Annotated in this window: 12 protein-coding genes; 4 read left to right on the top strand and 8 right to left on the bottom strand. The window is 41.7% G+C overall.

Annotated features, from left to right (window positions below; translation table 11 throughout):
• Positions 1-170: 170 nt before the first annotated feature.
• A complete protein-coding gene (locus tag RBI_RS11495) occupies positions 171-1,799 on the bottom strand; it encodes a CTP synthase (RefSeq protein WP_022286793.1) in 1,629 nt (542 codons plus the stop codon).
• 364 nt (positions 1,800-2,163) lie between these two features.
• On the opposite strand from RBI_RS11495, the gene RBI_RS14285 reads away from it, so the two are divergent.
• The 3 genes from RBI_RS14285 (at position 2,164) to RBI_RS11480 (ending at position 6,579) form a co-directional block, all read left to right on the top strand.
• Positions 2,164-3,546, top strand: a complete 1,383-nt coding sequence (locus RBI_RS14285; protein WP_051706880.1) for an LCP family protein — start codon at positions 2,164-2,166, stop codon at positions 3,544-3,546.
• 166 nt (positions 3,547-3,712) lie between these two features.
• Entirely contained in the window at positions 3,713-4,042 is a 330-nt protein-coding gene (locus RBI_RS11485; RefSeq protein WP_022286791.1) for a metal-sensing transcriptional repressor, read from the top strand.
• A 14-nt stretch (positions 4,043-4,056) separates the two neighbouring features.
• On the top strand, positions 4,057-6,579 hold the full coding sequence (locus tag RBI_RS11480) for a heavy metal translocating P-type ATPase (protein WP_041337279.1): 2,523 nt from the start codon (positions 4,057-4,059) through the stop codon (positions 6,577-6,579).
• Between the two features lie 88 nt (positions 6,580-6,667).
• On the opposite strand, the gene RBI_RS14280 is transcribed toward RBI_RS11480, so the two are convergent.
• From RBI_RS14280 to RBI_RS11455, 5 genes are all read right to left on the bottom strand, one after another.
• On the bottom strand, positions 6,668-9,145 hold the full coding sequence (locus RBI_RS14280) for a sensor histidine kinase (protein WP_051706877.1): 2,478 nt from the start codon (positions 9,143-9,145) through the stop codon (positions 6,668-6,670).
• Positions 9,120-9,827 carry a response regulator transcription factor gene (locus RBI_RS11470; protein WP_081856051.1) on the bottom strand — a complete coding sequence of 236 codons (708 nt, stop codon included), beginning with the start codon at positions 9,825-9,827 and terminating at the stop codon, positions 9,120-9,122. The genes RBI_RS14280 and RBI_RS11470 overlap by 26 nt, the downstream gene beginning before the upstream one ends.
• A gap of 191 nt (positions 9,828-10,018) precedes the next feature.
• Positions 10,019-11,446, bottom strand: coding sequence for an ABC transporter substrate-binding protein (locus tag RBI_RS11465; RefSeq protein ID WP_022286787.1), 1,428 nt, complete (start codon positions 11,444-11,446; stop codon positions 10,019-10,021).
• Positions 11,447-11,682: 236 nt separating this feature from the next.
• Positions 11,683-13,143 carry an alanine/glycine:cation symporter family protein gene (locus RBI_RS11460; RefSeq protein ID WP_041337278.1) on the bottom strand — a complete coding sequence of 487 codons (1,461 nt, stop codon included), beginning with the start codon at positions 13,141-13,143 and terminating at the stop codon, positions 11,683-11,685.
• An 87-nt stretch (positions 13,144-13,230) separates the two neighbouring features.
• On the bottom strand, positions 13,231-14,226 hold the full coding sequence (locus RBI_RS11455; protein ID WP_041337277.1) for a LacI family DNA-binding transcriptional regulator: 996 nt from the start codon (positions 14,224-14,226) through the stop codon (positions 13,231-13,233).
• A gap of 212 nt (positions 14,227-14,438) precedes the next feature.
• On the opposite strand from RBI_RS11455, the gene RBI_RS11450 reads away from it, so the two are divergent.
• Positions 14,439-14,720 (top strand): hypothetical protein, encoded by a 282-nt coding sequence (locus RBI_RS11450; RefSeq protein ID WP_022286784.1) that lies wholly within the window; start codon positions 14,439-14,441, stop codon positions 14,718-14,720.
• Positions 14,721-14,790: 70 nt separating this feature from the next.
• Here the strand turns inward: RBI_RS11450 and RBI_RS11445 are convergent, their stop codons facing one another.
• Both RBI_RS11445 and pyrB read right to left on the bottom strand, forming a co-directional pair.
• On the bottom strand, positions 14,791-15,801 hold the full coding sequence (locus RBI_RS11445) for an N-acetylmuramoyl-L-alanine amidase family protein (protein ID WP_041337696.1): 1,011 nt from the start codon (positions 15,799-15,801) through the stop codon (positions 14,791-14,793).
• Between the two features lie 210 nt (positions 15,802-16,011).
• The gene (pyrB, locus tag RBI_RS11440) at positions 16,012-17,100 is read right to left on the bottom strand and encodes an aspartate carbamoyltransferase (RefSeq protein WP_041337276.1); all 1,089 of its coding nucleotides are present in this window, start codon (positions 17,098-17,100) and stop codon (positions 16,012-16,014) included.
• Between the last annotated feature and the right edge of the window lie 27 nt (positions 17,101-17,127).

The following is a 17,127-nucleotide window of genomic DNA, read 5'->3' as shown; positions in this document are numbered from 1 at the left end:
CTGTCAGCTTTTACTCCACTTAATACGATTATATCATACATCACATAAAAGGTCAATGACTTTTATTCAAATCATACATATTTACGCCATTTTTCCTGCACGTTTTGCATTTTTACACAAAAAAAGAACAGATGAAAAAATCATCTGTCCTTGATAAAAACTATATGTTATTATATTTTCTCGCCAAACTCAGAATACTCAATAGAAGCTCTGATGAAATCTCTGAACAGAGGGTGCGCTCTGTTTGGTCTTGACTTGAACTCTGGGTGGAACTGAACACCAACGAACCATGGGTGTACATTCTTTGGAAGCTCTACTATCTCAACAAGCTTTTCGTCAGGTGAAAGGCCTGCAAGCATAAGACCCTTATCTTCAAGAAGCTTTCTGTATTCATTATTGAACTCCCAACGGTGACGATGACGCTCACGGATAAGATTCTGTGGTGCTGAATAGATCTCAGCACATCTTGAATTGTCTGCAAGCTTGCATGGATAAAGGCCAAGTCGCATCGTGCCGCCCTTTTCTGTGATATCCTTCTGTGAATCCATGATATCTATAACAGGATATGGAGTGTCACCAAACTCGGAAGAATTTGCCCCTTCCAGTCCTGCAACGTGTCTTGCGAACTCAACAACAGACATCTGCATACCAAGGCAGATACCGAACATTGGTATCTTATGTTCTCTTGCATATTTGATAGCTTCGATCATGCCCTCGATTCCTCTGTCACCAAAACCGCCCGGTACGATTATGCCGTCGCAGCCGTGGAGCATTTCAGCTACAGTGTTCTCATTGAGATTTTCAGACTGTATCCACTTGATATCAACTTCTGCGCTATTCTCAAAACCGCCGTGACGGAGAGCTTCTGCTACGGAAAGATAAGCGTCCTCAAGCTCAACATACTTGCCAACAAGACCGATAGTTACTTTCTTGTTACAGCTATGAACTCTGCCTATCATTTCCTGCCACTCTTTAAGGTCTGGCTGTCTGCACTCAAGCTTAAGATGATGACAAACAACATCTGCAAGGCCCTCTTTTTCAAGCCAGAGAGGCACTTCATAAAGTGATGGTGCTGTAAGATTCTGTATAACGTCCTCTGCTCTTACGTTGCAGAAAAGACCTATCTTCTGCTTCATATCCTCTGGTATCTCCATTTCAGAACGAAGAACAAGGATATTAGGCTGGATACCGATAGAAAGCAGTTCCTTTACGGAATGCTGTGTAGGCTTTGATTTAAGCTCCTTTGAGCCTGAGATATAAGGCAGCAGGCACACATGTATAAATACGGAATTTTCTCTTCCAAGCTCGATAGAAGCCTGTCTGATAGCCTCGAGGAATGGTGTGGACTCGATATCGCCAACTGTTCCGCCGATCTCTGTGATAACTATATCTGTGTCAGTTGATTTGCCTACTCTGTAAAGACGATCCTTTATCTCGTTGGTGATATGAGGAACGACCTGAACTGTGCCGCCAAGATAATCTCCTCTTCTCTCCTTATTAAGAACTGTCCAGTATATCTTACCTGTGGTAACATTTGAATTGATAGAAAGATTTTCGTCGATAAATCTCTCATAGTGACCAAGATCAAGGTCAGTTTCCGCACCATCGTCAGTTACGAAAACCTCACCATGCTGATAAGGTGACATTGTGCCTGGATCGACATTTATATACGGGTCAAATTTCTGAATGGTAACGCTGTAGCCCCTTGCTTTTAACAATCTTCCCAGTGACGCAGCGGTTATGCCCTTTCCAAGACCTGATACTACACCGCCTGTTACAAAGACATATTTTGTAGGCATATCATTTTTCCTCCATATATCAAAAATAAAACACAAAAAAATCAGGTGAGATCATGTGGACACAACTCACCTTTTCGCTCTTACTAATATCATAACAAATTTTTATACAAAAGGCAAGTGTTTTTTCTATTTTTCTCTGAATTTTTTATAAATTATCAAATAGCTGCAATAATCTCTTGTAAAATTGTTGCAAATTAAAGCGGTTTTATTTGATTTTATAAAAATAGAGGTAATTTTAAAGTCAAATTCGTACGAAATTTATGTTGTAATTTGAGGTAAAATAGTATATACTATTATTGTATTATGCTTAAACGAGCTATAGACTTCCGGCTTGCTGACTTTAATCGGAAACGAGGTTTATTTTATGGACAACGACAACAAGAACACCTCCAACACTCAGGGAGATAAGGATTTACAGTCGCTAATATCCAATGCAATAGAAAATAGAAAGATACTTGATGCTTCAAACTCAAACGGACCTACGGGGGTCATACCTATCCCCTCAAAGGAACAGCAGAAAGCTGATCCGATACATGAGTCTGATCCAAAGCAGGATAAGACGCCAAAAAAGAAAAAAGGCTGGAGCAAGAAGAAAAAGACGGGTATTGCTCTTGGAATAATATTTGTAGTATTCATTATTATAATTGCCATTATCGTAGGTTTGTTTTTCCACTACACAGGAATGCTCGACAGAACTAAAGACACTAAGATAAATTCAGGCAAAGCGCCTATAAATTCCAGCGAGCTTACAAGTGAGGCGGATACATTTGACGCAAAGGAAAAAGAGGACGAGCTTAAGGCTCAGCTACAAAAGCAATCCTCCAAGATATCCAGCGAGGACGTAACGAACATTCTGCTCATTGGCGAGGATATCCGTGATACAGAAGAGGAGAGCCGTGGAAATACTGATGTTATGATGATAATTTCCATAAACACCAAGAACAAGACTATTACAATGACCTCCCTTATGCGTGATATGTACATTTACATGGCGCAGTTTGACGAGGGCAACAGGCTCAACAGCGCTTACTGGCACGGTGGCTGTGAGTATCTTGAACAGTGTATTGAGGATTATTTCGGTATCCAGATAGACAGATACGCAAGAGTGAATTTCTACTCGTTTATAGATATAGTTGAGACTGTAGGTGGTATCGACATGGAAGTGTCAAAGGCTGAAGCCGAGGGCATGAAGAAGCCGATGGCCGAACAGAACAAATACCTTAAAAATAAGAAAGGCACTGACTATATAAGCAACGACATATTTGCGGGCAAGAGTGATGAGGATAAGGTAAAGCTTCATCTTAACGGAAATCAGGCACTTGCGTTTGCAAGACTTAGATATGTAGGAAATTCCGACTATGAGCGTACCGAACGTCAAAGACGTGTTATCTCAGAGATCATAACCGAATCCAAGAAGCTCAGTCTTGTTCAGCTTGACAAGCTTCTGAACAAAGTCCTTCCTGAGATAAACACAGACCTTACTGATGGTGAGATCGCAAATCTGCTCCTCAATGCTTTTGACTATATGAAATATGATATCCAGCAGCTTAGAATACCTGCTGACGGCTATTTCACAAACGAAGTCATCTATAGCATGGACGTGCTTAATCCGGACTTTGCCGCAAACTCTGCGTTCATTCAATATATAGTTTACGGCAGTTGTAAAAACATTGACGAAGCTATCAAGCAGTATCAGGAAGAAAATGCTTACAACTACAGCTATGACACTGGGTATTACGGCTACTAACTGAATAATTGATATCCGCTTTCCTTTTGGGAGGGCGGATATTTTTTTGCTTCGTGCAAAAAAATATAAAAAAAATGGTTGACAAATACCCATAAGGGGTATATAATATATATGTCGCAAAAGATACCCCATAAGGGTATTTGATATAGTAAGGAGGCAAAAAAACATGGACAACAGAAATGATAAAGAACTGTCATGCGGCTGCTGTGATACTTGCAGGCACAAGCACACTCCCCGTGATGATAAGGAAATAAAACAGCTAAAGAATAGGCTAAGCAGAGTTTCGGGACAAATAAACGGCATTATCAAAATGCTTGACGATAACCGCTACTGCGGAGATATACTCATTCAGGTTGCAGCGGTTGAAAGTGCAATGCAAAGCTTCGGCTATCTTATTTTGCAGGAACATATGAAGACCTGTATGACAGAGGAGATACAAAGCGGCAACACTGAAGTTGTCGATGAAGTATTAGAGCTTATGAAAAAGCTTAAATAGAAAGGCAAATATCTATGAAAAAGTTAAAATTCAATGTAACTGGCATGAGTTGTGCAGCGTGTCAGACTCATGTGGAAAAGGCTGTGAGTAAGGTCAATGGCGTGATGGACGTAAACGTGAACTTGCTTGCAAACAAAATGACGGTGGATCTTGACGAGGGCGTAACTAACGCTCAGGCGGTCATAAATGCTGTTGAAAGTGCAGGATATGGAGCAAGCGAGATAGGCGACAAAGAAAACAAAACTGCATCACCTGTTGCGGCGGCTCAGGACGAAAGTAAAAAGATGAAGAAACGCCTATGGTGGTCTGTGGGATTTTTGATACCGCTGTTCTATATTTGCATGGGACACATGGCGAACATACCTTTCCCCCCTATTTTTGCAGGGCACAAAAACATGATGATATATGCACTCACTCAGCTTTTGCTCACAGTGCCTATCATTGCAATAAACTTTCACTATTTTTCAAACGGCTTCAAAAATCTTATCCACCGCTCTCCTAACATGGACAGCCTTATAGCTCTTGGTGCGGCGGCTTCATTCATATACAGTGTTTACGGCACTTACAGAATGGCTTACTTTATGGGCAGGGGCGACCTTGGTTCAGCACATGAGTATATGATGAATCTATATTACGAGTCATGCGGCATGATACTCACACTTATCACTGTGGGAAAATATCTTGAGGCTCGCTCAAAAGACAAGACGGCTAATGCTGTGAACAAGCTTGTGAGCCTTGCGCCTAAGACGGCAGTTGTTATCCGTGACAGCGAGGAGATGGAAGTTCCTGCGGAGAACGTAATGGTGGGAGATGTATTCCTGCTCAAAGCTGGCTGGTCTGTGCCATGTGACGGAGTTCTTATTGATGGGAACTGCACTGTTGACCAATCTGCACTCACAGGCGAGAGCATACCTGTAGACAAGGCAGTGGGTGACAGAGTTATGAGTGCAAGCGTATCGACTGGCGGTTTTGCTAAGGTAAGGTGTGAGAAGCAAGCTAAAGACTCAACACTTTCACAGATAATCGCACTCGTTGAGGACGCTTCCGCTTCAAAAGCGCCTGTAGCAAGGCTTGCAGACAAGATAAGCGCTGTGTTCGTGCCTATAGTTATAACGATAGCTCTTATTTCACTGGCAGTATGGCTGCTACTTGGCTATAGCTTCGCATTTGCTCTTAACATGGCAATATCAGTGCTTGTTATATCCTGCCCATGCTCATTGGGACTTGCAACGCCCACTGCAATAATGGTAGGAACAGGTAAAGCGGCACAGTTCGGTATCCTAATAAAATCCGCTGAAAGCCTTGAAACTGCTCACAGCATTGACACTGTTGTTCTTGACAAAACAGGAACTTGCACAGAAGGCAAGCCTGAGCTTATTTCAGCGCAAGCGTTTGGTGATTTTGATGTTTCAGAGCTTAAAATGCTTTGTGGCTCGGCAGAAAGCGGTTCATCACACCCACTTGCAAAGGCTGTTACAGGCCACTGCAAGACAAATGGCATTGAACTCTCCCCTGCTGAAAGCTACACAGAAACAGCAGGCGGTGGTATATCGGCTGTTGTTGAGGGCAGAAACGTTCTTATCGGTAACAAGCGGCTTATGGATAACAGCGGAGTTGACGTTTTAGCGGCAGAAAAAACCGCCCACGCTCATGCTGACAATGGTGAGATACCACTTTATGTAGCGATCGACAACAAGCTTGCAGGCATTCTGTTCATTGCAGACAAGATAAAAGAGACAAGTGCAGAGGCTATAGAGGGCTTCAAAAAGGCAGGCATTGAAACTGTAATGCTCACAGGGGACAACGAGAAAACAGCTAGAGCAATACAGAAAAAGCTTGGCATTTCACAGGTAAGATCACAGCTTATGCCTGAGGACAAGGCTACGATAATCAAAGAATTGCAGGAGCAGGGCAAAAAGGTAGCCATGATAGGCGACGGAATAAATGACGCTCCTGCCCTTACAACGGCAGATGTTGGAATAGCTATCGGTGCAGGACAGGATATTGCTATCGAGTCGGCTGATATCGTGCTAATGAAAAGCGATCTGAATGATGCTGTTACGGCTGTCAAGCTCAGCAGGAGCGTTATGAAGAACATCAAGGAAAACCTTTTCTGGGCGCTTATTTACAACTCGCTTGGTATTCCGCTGGCGGCAGGAGTATTCTACGGCTTGCTTGGCTGGAAGCTCAATCCTATGTTCGGTGCAGCGGCAATGAGTTTAAGCTCAGTTTGCGTTGTGACCAATGCGTTAAGGCTCAATCTTTTTAAAAGTGGCAGAGAAAACAAAGCCGCAAAGGCTGAAATAAATACTAAAACGGAGGACGGAAAAATGAAAAAGGTAATGAAGATCGACGGCATGATGTGTTCACACTGCACAGGCACAGTAACGAAGGTGCTTAATGCGATAGACGGCGTTACAGCAGATGTTTCCCTTGAGGACAAGTGCGCTTACATCACACTTGACAAGGACGTGGCTGACGAGGTGCTTTCTAAGGCGGTAACGGACGCAGGGTATAAGGTAAAGGGGATAAAATAACGCAGATATTTTATCTCACGCATAGTAATTGCGTATATGTAAAAACGGTGGAGAGTGTTTGTCATTCTCCACCGTTTTATTATTTACGCTATTCCGTTTTGTCATCGGTTTTCTCTGCCGTATCCTCCTGAATTATCGGCATTTCGACTATCGCCTTGAACATATCTCCATCTATTTCGATATTGAAGATACCACCGCAGGCTTCCGTGAAGCTCTTTGATATGGATAATCCCAAACCGCTTCCGCCGTCTGTTCGTGACTTATCCCCTCGCACAAATCTTTCAAGTATCTCTTCCTCTGTGAAGTTTATCGGCGTTGCCGAAATGTTCTTCTCGGCAAATACTATTCTGTCCGCTTTTTTGTACACATCAAGGAATATCCTTGTGCCGTCCATAGAGTGGTTCAGAGCGTTGTCAACAATGTTTTGGAACACTCTGTAAAGCTTGTCGCCGTCGCCCATTACCATTGCGCTGTCGGCATTTATGTTTATCTTTACTATCTTGCCACTGTCAGCTATCTTGTCCTCTGCGTCTGCGATGCACTGATTTAACAGCATCACAAAATCAAGCTTTGTTAGGTTTACATCAACGCCGCTTGTGGCTTTTGCTATGCTGAAAACGTCAGACACAATGCCTTTGAGCTTCTGCGCCTTTTTATCAAGTATCTTCACATAGCTCGAAGCTTCATCGTCAAGGTCCATTTTCTTCAACAGGTCGATATAGCTGATAATGGAAGTCAGCGGTGTTTTCAGGTCGTGTGAAACGTTTGTCACAAGCTCTATTTTCAAACGCTCAGACTGTATCTGCTGCTCCACCGACTCTCTCACCTTATCCTGAACTGAGTTGAGTTTTTCAGATTCAGCATACACAGGCGAAGTTTTTCTTATCTTGCCCTCATAAGGCTTTTCTTCTCCAAGGCAGTTTATCTGTTTGCTAAGCTTTGAAAGCTGTGAGAAGTCACGGATATCTAACACAATCAGTATCAAAGCCACAACAAGCAAGAACAGCTCAGATTCTGCACTGGAATAATAAGCGTATTCCCAAAACAGTATAACGCCTATAGCTATCGTTCTTATGGATAGTTTCACACCAAGCGGAAGTCCATGAAAATAGTGATAGAGGGAGGTTTCCTTATACTTGCGCCATAGGAACTTACATGATCTGCAAATAAGGCTTTCTTTGAATAAGCTTCTTGTCTTTATCTTGCCAACAAACTCCATAAGCGAGCCGAAGCCTGCAAAATATGCCAATGCAAACAAAGCTACAGCAAGTATATTTCTGAAAACGGAATTAGCCAAAGCATTGTCAAAAATATTTTTTGTGATGCTCACATAATAATTCCAGCAGGCGCCAAATACAAAAGCAAATGTAATAGCCAGTACCATTAGGATAAGGTAAACTTCCGTAGGCACTTTTTTTAGAAAATTGCCTTGCTTCCAGCGTTCAACGCTCTCAGGCTCTGCATTATATGCACAGATCAGGAGCAGATAACACACAAGCATAAATTCAATAACGCCAAAAACGATCACAAAAAGCTTGGCACGATACATATCATTCAAAGCCTCGGTGTATTCCTTTTCCATTGCCGTAAGCTTTTCAGCTTTCGGTGCAAAGAATACCGTTATACCTGAATCGTCATTGTCTGTCGCTTTGTAATCAGGCAGGTCATAGAGGTTTTCACATTTTGCCCATGTGTTTCCGTAATCGTCCTCATAATAATATATGCCGTTGTCATAGTCATAGTATTCATTGCCGTCATCAGTGTCATAATCGTCACCAATTTCTTCATCTTCAAGCCTGTCGGAATATTTCAGACCGTTTTTCAAATCAAGACCTTTAATAACATTATATCTTGAGTCTACATTATAGAAAGCGATTGGATCATAATTGCCGTAATTGTAAAAATATCTGCCGTAGTTATCATAATAACTTCCTCCTACGGGCACAAGATTGTCGGCATAAAACTCTTCTGTCACGTTATCCTGATACTCCGCTGTATTGTAATAGTAGTCAACTATCTGTCCTGATGAAGTTCTGTCGCTCATGACCTCGTTATCACGGCGGAGTATATAGTTTTTGTGCGACGATTTAAAAGCTTTTATCTTATCCGTTTCGCTGTCATAATTTTCTATATCTTTTATATTTGACAGATATCTTGTTTCGCCATTTTGAGTAATCCCCACATAGTAATCAAACTGACTATCAATAAGCTGGATACCGCTTTCTGTTTTTTTGTATTTATAGCGGTTGTAATCAAGATAATTCAGATAGTCATTGAGCAAGTGTCTAGACTGGGTGTAATTCCGATCCTCATCAACATATCTGAGATAAGCCGAAGCTGTAACGCACAGTTCCTCATACATTTCATTGGAAGCCAGCTTATAGCTTTCTGATTTAAGATAAGACTTACTGCTGCTGTCGGCATGGCTGTTAGCATAAAGCACCAAAGACAAGCAAAAGCCACCTGCAATAACGCAGGCAAGCACAAATGCTATAATTCTCATCTTTTTAGCTGAGAATATCTTAAACCATTCTGCCTGCTCAAATTTTCTCGATTTTGTAGCCAATTCCCCACACCACCTTCAAGTATTTCGGCTCTCTAGGGTTTATTTCTATTTTCTCTCTGATGTGACGAATATGTACCATTACCGTGTTTTCAACGGCATAAGCGTCCTCATTCCACACTTTAGAATAGATCTCCTCGGCAGAAAATATCCTGCCTGCGTTTTTCATAAGAAGCTCAAGAATTTTAAGCTCCGTGGCGGTGAGCTTGACAGGTTCTCCGTCAACCTTTAAGCTTTTTGCCTGAGTGTCAAGCTCCAGACCGCCTATTTCTATAATATCCGTTTTGTTTGCCGTGTCGATAGCGCCAAGCTGCATATATCTTCTCAGGTTGCTTCTTACCCTTGCCACAAGCTCCATAGGGTTATAAGGCTTTGTTATGTAATCGTCAGCGCCCATTGAAAGCCCAAGCACCTTATCTGTATCCTCAGATTTAGCGGAAAGCACAAGTATAGGGATATTCTCTGTTGCCCTTATTTTCATCATTGTAGAAAGTCCGTCCAGCTTAGGCATCATGACGTCAATGAGTATAAGCTGTATGCTGTTCTCAGTGAGCTTCTCCAAAGCCTCAAGACCATCATAGGCTTTTATTACCTTATAGCCCTCCATTTCAAGCAGTTTTGCGATAGCTCCCACTATATCTTTATCATCATCTACAACAAGGATTACAGGCTCCTTTATCTCCATATCGGCACGATCCTTTCTTTTACGTTTATTATTATAAGCCACATTCTTTAAAAACAGCTCAACATAATTCTTAATTAAATCTTATTAATTAAATCTTAATGTACTCTCTGATTATATCACATTTTTTCTGACATTACAACAAAAAAAGACGGGCGAAATAAATTCCGTCCGTCTTTATATGGCAAGTAATATTACTTATTCTTTTCCAAATATGCGTGATACTGATCGTTGAGAGTTTTAAGTTCTGAATCAACAGTACCCTTATACTGCTCTTTGAGCTGTGTCCACGTATACTGTGAGCCATTCTCATCTGTCTTCATAACTGAAGTATACAGGTAAGGAATAACAGCTTCCTTAGTATCATTTGTTGCAGCGTCATTATCTGACAGAGTTGTGGAGATGCCATAACCAGGGTCAAATATCTTAGTGAACTTGTCTGTAACAAGGTCAACGTAAGCTACGTTATACATATCTTCTGTCCAGTTAGGATTGTTTACAAAGAACTTCTCCTTCTCGATATCCTTATATGTATCCTGAGTATAAACTATCTTTGCACACTCGAGCCAGCACTTCATAGCGTCATTCTTTGTCGAACCCTTTACCCACATATACGCATTCATGTCGATAGTTGTATAAAGCGTATCAGAGTTAGGATCCTTTGGCATTGGAACTACGCCCCAATTGTCGCCGTCCTTTGGTGAATGTGTACCGGTAGAAGCCCATGGACCCATTGCATAGAAGAGGATATTCTTCTTGAATGCGTCGCCTGCCTGTCCTACCCAATCAGGATAGTACATACCATTCTTTGCGATATCATAAAGCATATCAGATGCTCTTACAAAGTCAGCGTCGTTAAGATTTGAAACATACTCGTCCTTATCAGCGTCATATGTGATAAGGGTCTTACCTGTTGACTGGAAGATAAATGGAGCAAACCAACCGTTTATGCCGTATCTCTCCTCGTCAGCAGCAGCGCCCTCAACATATTCTGACATCATGTCATACCATGCGTTCCAATCCCACTCGCCGTTCTGATAAAGCTCATATGGATCATCAAGACCAGCAGCGTCTATCATAGACTTATCATATGTGATAACAGAACCTGGCAGGAAGTTGATAGGTGCAACAAAGTGCTTGCCGTTGAGAGTGAACTGCTCTGCAACGTCCTTGACATCGCTCCACATAGCACTATCGAAATCAACGATATCATCAACAGGCTGGAACATTTCCTTGATACAGTTTGCAGGGAATGTCATAGACTGCTCATACCAGAACATATCCGGTGGATTGTTAGACATAAGTCTTGCTGCGAGCTTATCATACTTGTTCATTGATGAAGTCTGAGAATACTTGATCTTACCGCCCTTTTCCTCAAAAAGAGTAAGGTCAGTTCTCTTTTCCGGCTCTTTCTTAGTTGGGTTTATGTCAAAATAAGAAAGCCACTCCAACTCCTTTTCCGAACCATCAGGGATAGTAGCAATATCGTCGGTGCTTGCTACCTTTACCTTATCAACATAAGAGCTGCTTGAATCGCCGCCTGATGAGCTACCGCATGAAGCTACGCTCACTGCTGACAAGAGAGCCATTGCACCGGCAATAACACGCTTAGAATTTTTCATTATATATAACCTCCGTAACGGATCGTTTTCATTAGAAAACGTTTCCTTGATTCTTACATAGCTATTATATCACCGAATGTAATCGTTGTCAACAAAGTTACAATCACTGTTACATTCTTTTAAATACTTTTGGTGATTTCAACAAATAATCATTCATTTTTTTGGTGATTAAGCCTACAGCATAAAAAAAGCGGAAACCACATTCAGCCGTTTCCGCTTCATATAAAATGCGATATCTACGCTCTTACCAGCTTATTGATCCGTTTTGCTCTGGAATACTTCGCCACATAACGCCTTGTATCCTTACTGATAACACCGCTGAGAGCAAGCAACGCTATAAGGTTTGGCAATGCCATAAGACCATTGAAGATATCAGCGATCGTCCAAACGGCAGAAACCGTCATATATGGTCCGATAAATACAGCGAGGATATAGAGATATCTGTAGACCATGACCACCTTCATATTGCTGTTAAAAAGATATTCCATACACCTTTCACCGTAATAGTTCCAGCCAAGGATAGTTGTGAAAGCAAAGAACACAAGACAGACCATAAGAATAAATGCAGGTATCATTGACGGCAAGAAGGAGAAGCCGTTCTGGAAAGCGTGATTTGTGACCTCAACGCCCTCAAAAGGCTTGCCTGTTACTGGGTTGATAGCCTCGTAGCTTCCCATCATTACGATAGCAAGACCTGTCATAGTACATACAATGATAGTGTCGATAAAAGTGCCGCACATAGAAACAAGACCTTGTCTTACCGGCTCTTTTGTCTGAGCGGCTGCGGCTGCGATAGGTGCCGAACCAAGACCTGACTCATTTGAGAAAATTCCTCTGGCAACACCCTTTTGTATAGCAATGAACATTGTAGGAAGAGATCCGCCTGCAACAGCCTTGAAGCTGAATGCCTGTTCAAAAATAAGGGCAACAGCGTGAGGGAGCCTCTGAATGTTTATAACAATAAGTGAAAGACAAGCAACTATATAAACGACCGCCATAAAAGGCACAACTACCTGAGAAACACTTGAGATCCTCTTTATGCCTCCGATAATAACAAGTGCGGCAAAAATAGTTATCAAAAGTCCAGAGATTATAACAGCCCATGTATAGTCAGTACCAAAAATATTCACTGTATGTTCCTTTTTAGGATCAAAGAAAGCCTGAACTGCCGATGAGATACCATTCACCTGAGAGAAAGTACCGATACCAAAAAGACCAACGCAAGCGCCAAAGAACGCAAATACCTTTGCAAGCCACTTCCACTTCTTACCCATGCCGTATTCTATGTAATAGAATGGTCCGCCGCAAACGTGTCCGTCAGCGTCCATACGTCGGTATTTGATAGCAAGAAAGCCCTCGGAAAATTTTGTTGCCATACCAAGGAGAGCAGCTATCCACATCCAGAGGAGCGCTCCAGGTCCGCCTGAAAGCACACCAATGGCTGTTGCAACACCGACGATATTTCCCGTACCTATGGTTGCGGATAGTGCGGTGCAAAGTGCTGCAAAGCTCGATATCTCGCCTTTGCCACCATTTTCGTTCTGAAACATAAATTTCAAAGCCTTTGGCAGGTGGAATATCTGAAGAAGCCTTAGCCTAAAGGTGAGGAATATTCCCACAGCCATAATGAGTACGATAAGCGGTATGCCCCAGACATAGCCATCTATCGTTTCAAGTATTTTTGTAAATTTCTCCATGCCTTAAAAAATCCTTTCTTACAGAAAATAGGCAGTTTTTACGGAAAAACTGCCTTATTTCTCCCCTATCTATTTTTACGAAAGTAATTAGTCGCCTGTGGACTCTCTTAAAATTATCCTGTGGTCAACAGTATAATAATGATTATCCTTAGTAGTCTTATTCATGTTCTCAATAAGCTTTGCCACAACAAGCTCGCCCATTTTTGAGCAAGGCTGTTCAACCGTTGAAAGCGTAGGGATTATCCACTCACACATGGATATATTGTCAAATCCCATTATGGCGACATCTTTGCCCACATCAATGCCCATATCTATTGCCTTGTGCATTGCAGAGATAGCAAGCAAGTCTGACACAGCGAAAATCGCCGTAGGCTTCTCAGCAAGTGCATTGAAATATTCAAACGCTCTGCCTCCGCAATCATAGTCATAGGACTCTTTATAGATATATTCATTCTTTATTGCTATGCCATATTCTTTTAATGCTCTTATATAGCCGTTCTCTCTTGCAGTGGAGGAGATAGCCGAAGAGTTCGTTCCGATAAAGCCTATCCTTTTATGACCCTTTTTGATAAGAGCAGCGACAGCGTCAAACGCAGCCTGTTCATCGTCAACAGCAACAGTAAGCACATTTGCACCCTTCACGCCCTCACAGCACAGAGCAACGTTATAATTCTCTGCGAGCTTATTAAGCGAAGCTGCGTCATACTGAGTGCCAAGAAGGATAACACCGTCAACTGTTCTGTTAAAAAGCATATTCATCTGCCTTGTTTCAGCGGTCGAGGTTGAATAGGAAACTGCAGTTATGATATCGTAACCAACTTGTCCTGCATAGTCCTGCATACCCATGACTATCTTTGAATAAAGAGAATGTTCAGAGGTCGGCATAATTACAAGAATAACATTCGTTTCGCACTTTCTAAGATTTCTTCCCAGAAAATTCGGAGAATAGTTGAGCCTTGCAATAGTTTCATTGACTTTTTTTGTTGACTCATCTGATACGTTACAGCTTCCGTTGAGAACCCTTGACACTGTCGCCACTGAAACACCGGCTTCCTTGGCAACATCTTTTATTGTAATGCTCATAGATCTTATCCTTTCTGCGACAGCATACCGCTGAAATAGTCATACCATTATTAATTATAACATATTTTGAACAGTTCTCCAATATACATTCCTAACAAAAATGTAAACGTTTTTTAGGCTAATTTAATTAAGAAGCAGACTAAATGCTTGAAAAAGGAACAATGATATGCTATAATATCATAAACGAATGATTTTTGAAAGGAAAATACGCAATGCTCCATGGTTATTTTGATATACCCACATTTCACTATTTTGAAGAAAAAAACACCTGGTCTGGCAGCAATTACACCAATTTCAGCTACCGCATAGACCCTATTCTCGGCGATGAAAAAGAGCTTTATGTCAGAGTATGGTACGGCACAAAGTGCGTCACGGAGGTAACAGACTTTGTGGCAGAATATCACGAAGAATACTCTGAAAAGGGTCTTGAAAACGTTCTGGCAGACCTGACGAAAGAATTTGAGAAATTCAAACTCATCAGAAAAGAGCTTTAACAACAAAAAGGCGAACACGGTTTCTCTGCATTAGCAGAAACGAACTGTGTTCGCTTTTATTTTTTTGTTATCAATACCACTCGTTTTCCTGAGTATTATAAACGTCAGCAGAAGAATCCGTCTCCATCGGCGTTGTCATAGCATCAGCCACAGATGAAGAATCCTTATTGTTCACAGGCTTCTCAGGTGAGATAAGCTGCTCAGACATAAGTCTTTTGCCACTTTCATCAACAAGACCAACATCAACAGCTGTCTGAACTATACCATCAGCAATAGCTTGTCCATACTCGGTAAGGTGTTCGTCAAAAAGCTTATTGTCGATATCCTCGGTTATAAATCCAAGCTCCACAAGACAGCTTGGCATAACAGTGTCGGCATTTATGTAGTAGTTTACACCGGAATTGCCAACGTAGCCATACTGTACTCCTCTATTTTCAGATATACCTACCTTTTCAAGATCATCAAGTATATTCTGTGCAAGCTTTGTGTCATATTCAGGCTCAGAATTATTCACCCAAACCTCAACGCCCGAAATATCACCGTCATAGCTGTTTCGGTGAAGTGAAACATACATATCAGCCTTGGCGTTATTTGCCTTTGCACATCTTTCGTCAAGCTCAAGGAAAGAGTCATCATCTCTTATCATCACCACATTGACGCCGTATTTTTCGAGATATTTCTGCACCTCAAGTGCGACCTTTAAGTTATCGTCTTTTTCATATCTTGTTCCTGAGGCGTCAGTTGTGCCGCCGTCATAATCACCGTGACCTGCGTCAACACACACTGTAAAGTCCATATTTGAATACTTCGCAGGCTCGTCTTTTTTATCCTCAGCAGAAGAAGCGTCCTCCTTCACAGCGACAGAAGATGTATTATTCAATACCTTGTTTGTTTTTTGCGTATCGTCTCCTTTGATCTTTGATACTACCAAGGCTGTCAGCTTTACCAGACCAGTCACAATGCCGATAAGTATTATCAATGCAATAATAATTCTGTTCCAGTATATTTTTTTCTTTTTCACCCTTCTGACAGGCTTTCGTCCGTAGATCTGTTCAAACTCCTCATCTGAAAGTGTATTCATTAGATCAAAGCTCCTGTAAAAAATTTATCCATTTTAATTATACCACACGCTCAACATTATTTCAAGACTGTTTGTTACCATATTGTAAGAATTTCGTTACTTTTAACGATTTTGCATATCACAAGTCTATTAATATACGCTATCTGCACAATAAAAAAGGGTAAACAAAGACTGACACACAGCCTTTGCTTACCCCATTAAGCTCTTATTTTATTCCACCAATGTTCTCTCGTCACAATATTCGCAAACAAGCGTTGTGCCATCGCCTTTGAACCAATGTGGCAGATACTTTTCGTGGTGAGTGATACAGTTAGGATTTGAACAATCAATGTGCTTATGCACTCTGCCCTTCATAAGCGGCTGCGAAGCACCATCGCCGTTTATAACTGTAAGTATGAGTGCCATTCTGATATACATACCGTATTTTGCCTGCTTGAAATACATTGCTCTCGGGTCGTCGTCCACCTCGATAGCTATCTCATCTACTCTTGGCAGAGGGTGAAGCACGATAAGGTCAGGCTTTCCCATTGAAAGCTTTCTTGTATCGAGTATGTAATTTCCGCTCTGAGACTGATACTCCTCCTCAGAAGCAAAACGCTCTTTCTGTATTCTTGTCATATATAGCACGTCAAGCTCACCGATAACCTCTTCAAGGTCTGTAACTTCTTTGTACTCCATGCCTGCCGCTTCAAGGATATCCTTTACATACACAGGCAAAGCAAGCTCAGAAGTTGAAACTAATATGAACTTATTGTTTGGAAAACATACCATTGCTTTAATAAGGGAATGGACTGTTCTGCCGTTTTTAAGGTCACCGCAGAAGCCTATGGTCAGGTTATCAAGTCTGCCCTTTTCTTCTCTAAGTGTAAGCAGGTCTGTAAGTGTCTGTGTTGGGTGGAGGTGTCCACCGTCGCCTGCGTTGATAACAGGGCAATCAGCAGTGAGTGCCGCAGCCTTTACCGATCCAGCGGTAGGGTGACGCATTACCATGATATCGGCATAACCGGAAACTATCTTTGTGGTATCCTTGATATTCTCTCCCTTTGCAACGGAAGAAGTGGCAGGATTGTCAAAGCCTATTATCGTTCCCCCAAGACGTAGCATAGCGGTCTGGAAAGACATCTGCGTTCTTGTTGACGGCTCATAGAAAAGAGTACCCATTATCTTGCCCTTGCAAGCCTCGCTGTAGGCGGCAGGATTTTGAACTATCTTATGACCGAGATCAAGAAGTTTCAGCCACCAAGATACTGGATAGTCATTAAGATCAATAAGATCAAGTCTGTTTTTTTGCTCACTCACATCAAACACCCTCTCAAATATTCAGAC

The organism is Ruminococcus bicirculans (ex Wegman et al. 2014), from assembly GCF_000723465.1.
In the GTDB taxonomy this organism is placed as follows: domain Bacteria; phylum Bacillota; class Clostridia; order Oscillospirales; family Ruminococcaceae; genus Hominimerdicola; species Hominimerdicola aceti.
This window is presented reverse-complemented; position numbering and strand designations above follow the sequence as displayed.

Excerpts from the sequence above, each read along its gene's own strand:
- RBI_RS11495 (WP_022286793.1), bottom strand. The coding sequence starts at position 1,799 with ATGCCTACAAAATATGTCTTTGTAACAGGCGGTGTAGTATCAGGTCTT.
- RBI_RS14285 (WP_051706880.1), top strand. The coding sequence starts at position 2,164 with ATGGACAACGACAACAAGAACACCTCCAACACTCAGGGAGATAAGGAT.
- RBI_RS11485 (WP_022286791.1), top strand. The coding sequence starts at position 3,713 with ATGGACAACAGAAATGATAAAGAACTGTCATGCGGCTGCTGTGATACT.
- RBI_RS11480 (WP_041337279.1), top strand. The coding sequence starts at position 4,057 with ATGAAAAAGTTAAAATTCAATGTAACTGGCATGAGTTGTGCAGCGTGT.
- RBI_RS11470 (WP_081856051.1), bottom strand. The coding sequence starts at position 9,827 with ATGGAGATAAAGGAGCCTGTAATCCTTGTTGTAGATGATGATAAAGAT.
- RBI_RS11465 (WP_022286787.1), bottom strand. The coding sequence starts at position 11,446 with ATGAAAAATTCTAAGCGTGTTATTGCCGGTGCAATGGCTCTCTTGTCA.
- RBI_RS11460 (WP_041337278.1), bottom strand. The coding sequence starts at position 13,143 with ATGGAGAAATTTACAAAAATACTTGAAACGATAGATGGCTATGTCTGG.
- RBI_RS11455 (WP_041337277.1), bottom strand. The coding sequence starts at position 14,226 with ATGAGCATTACAATAAAAGATGTTGCCAAGGAAGCCGGTGTTTCAGTG.
- RBI_RS11450 (WP_022286784.1), top strand. The coding sequence starts at position 14,439 with ATGCTCCATGGTTATTTTGATATACCCACATTTCACTATTTTGAAGAA.
- RBI_RS11445 (WP_041337696.1), bottom strand. The coding sequence starts at position 15,801 with ATGAATACACTTTCAGATGAGGAGTTTGAACAGATCTACGGACGAAAG.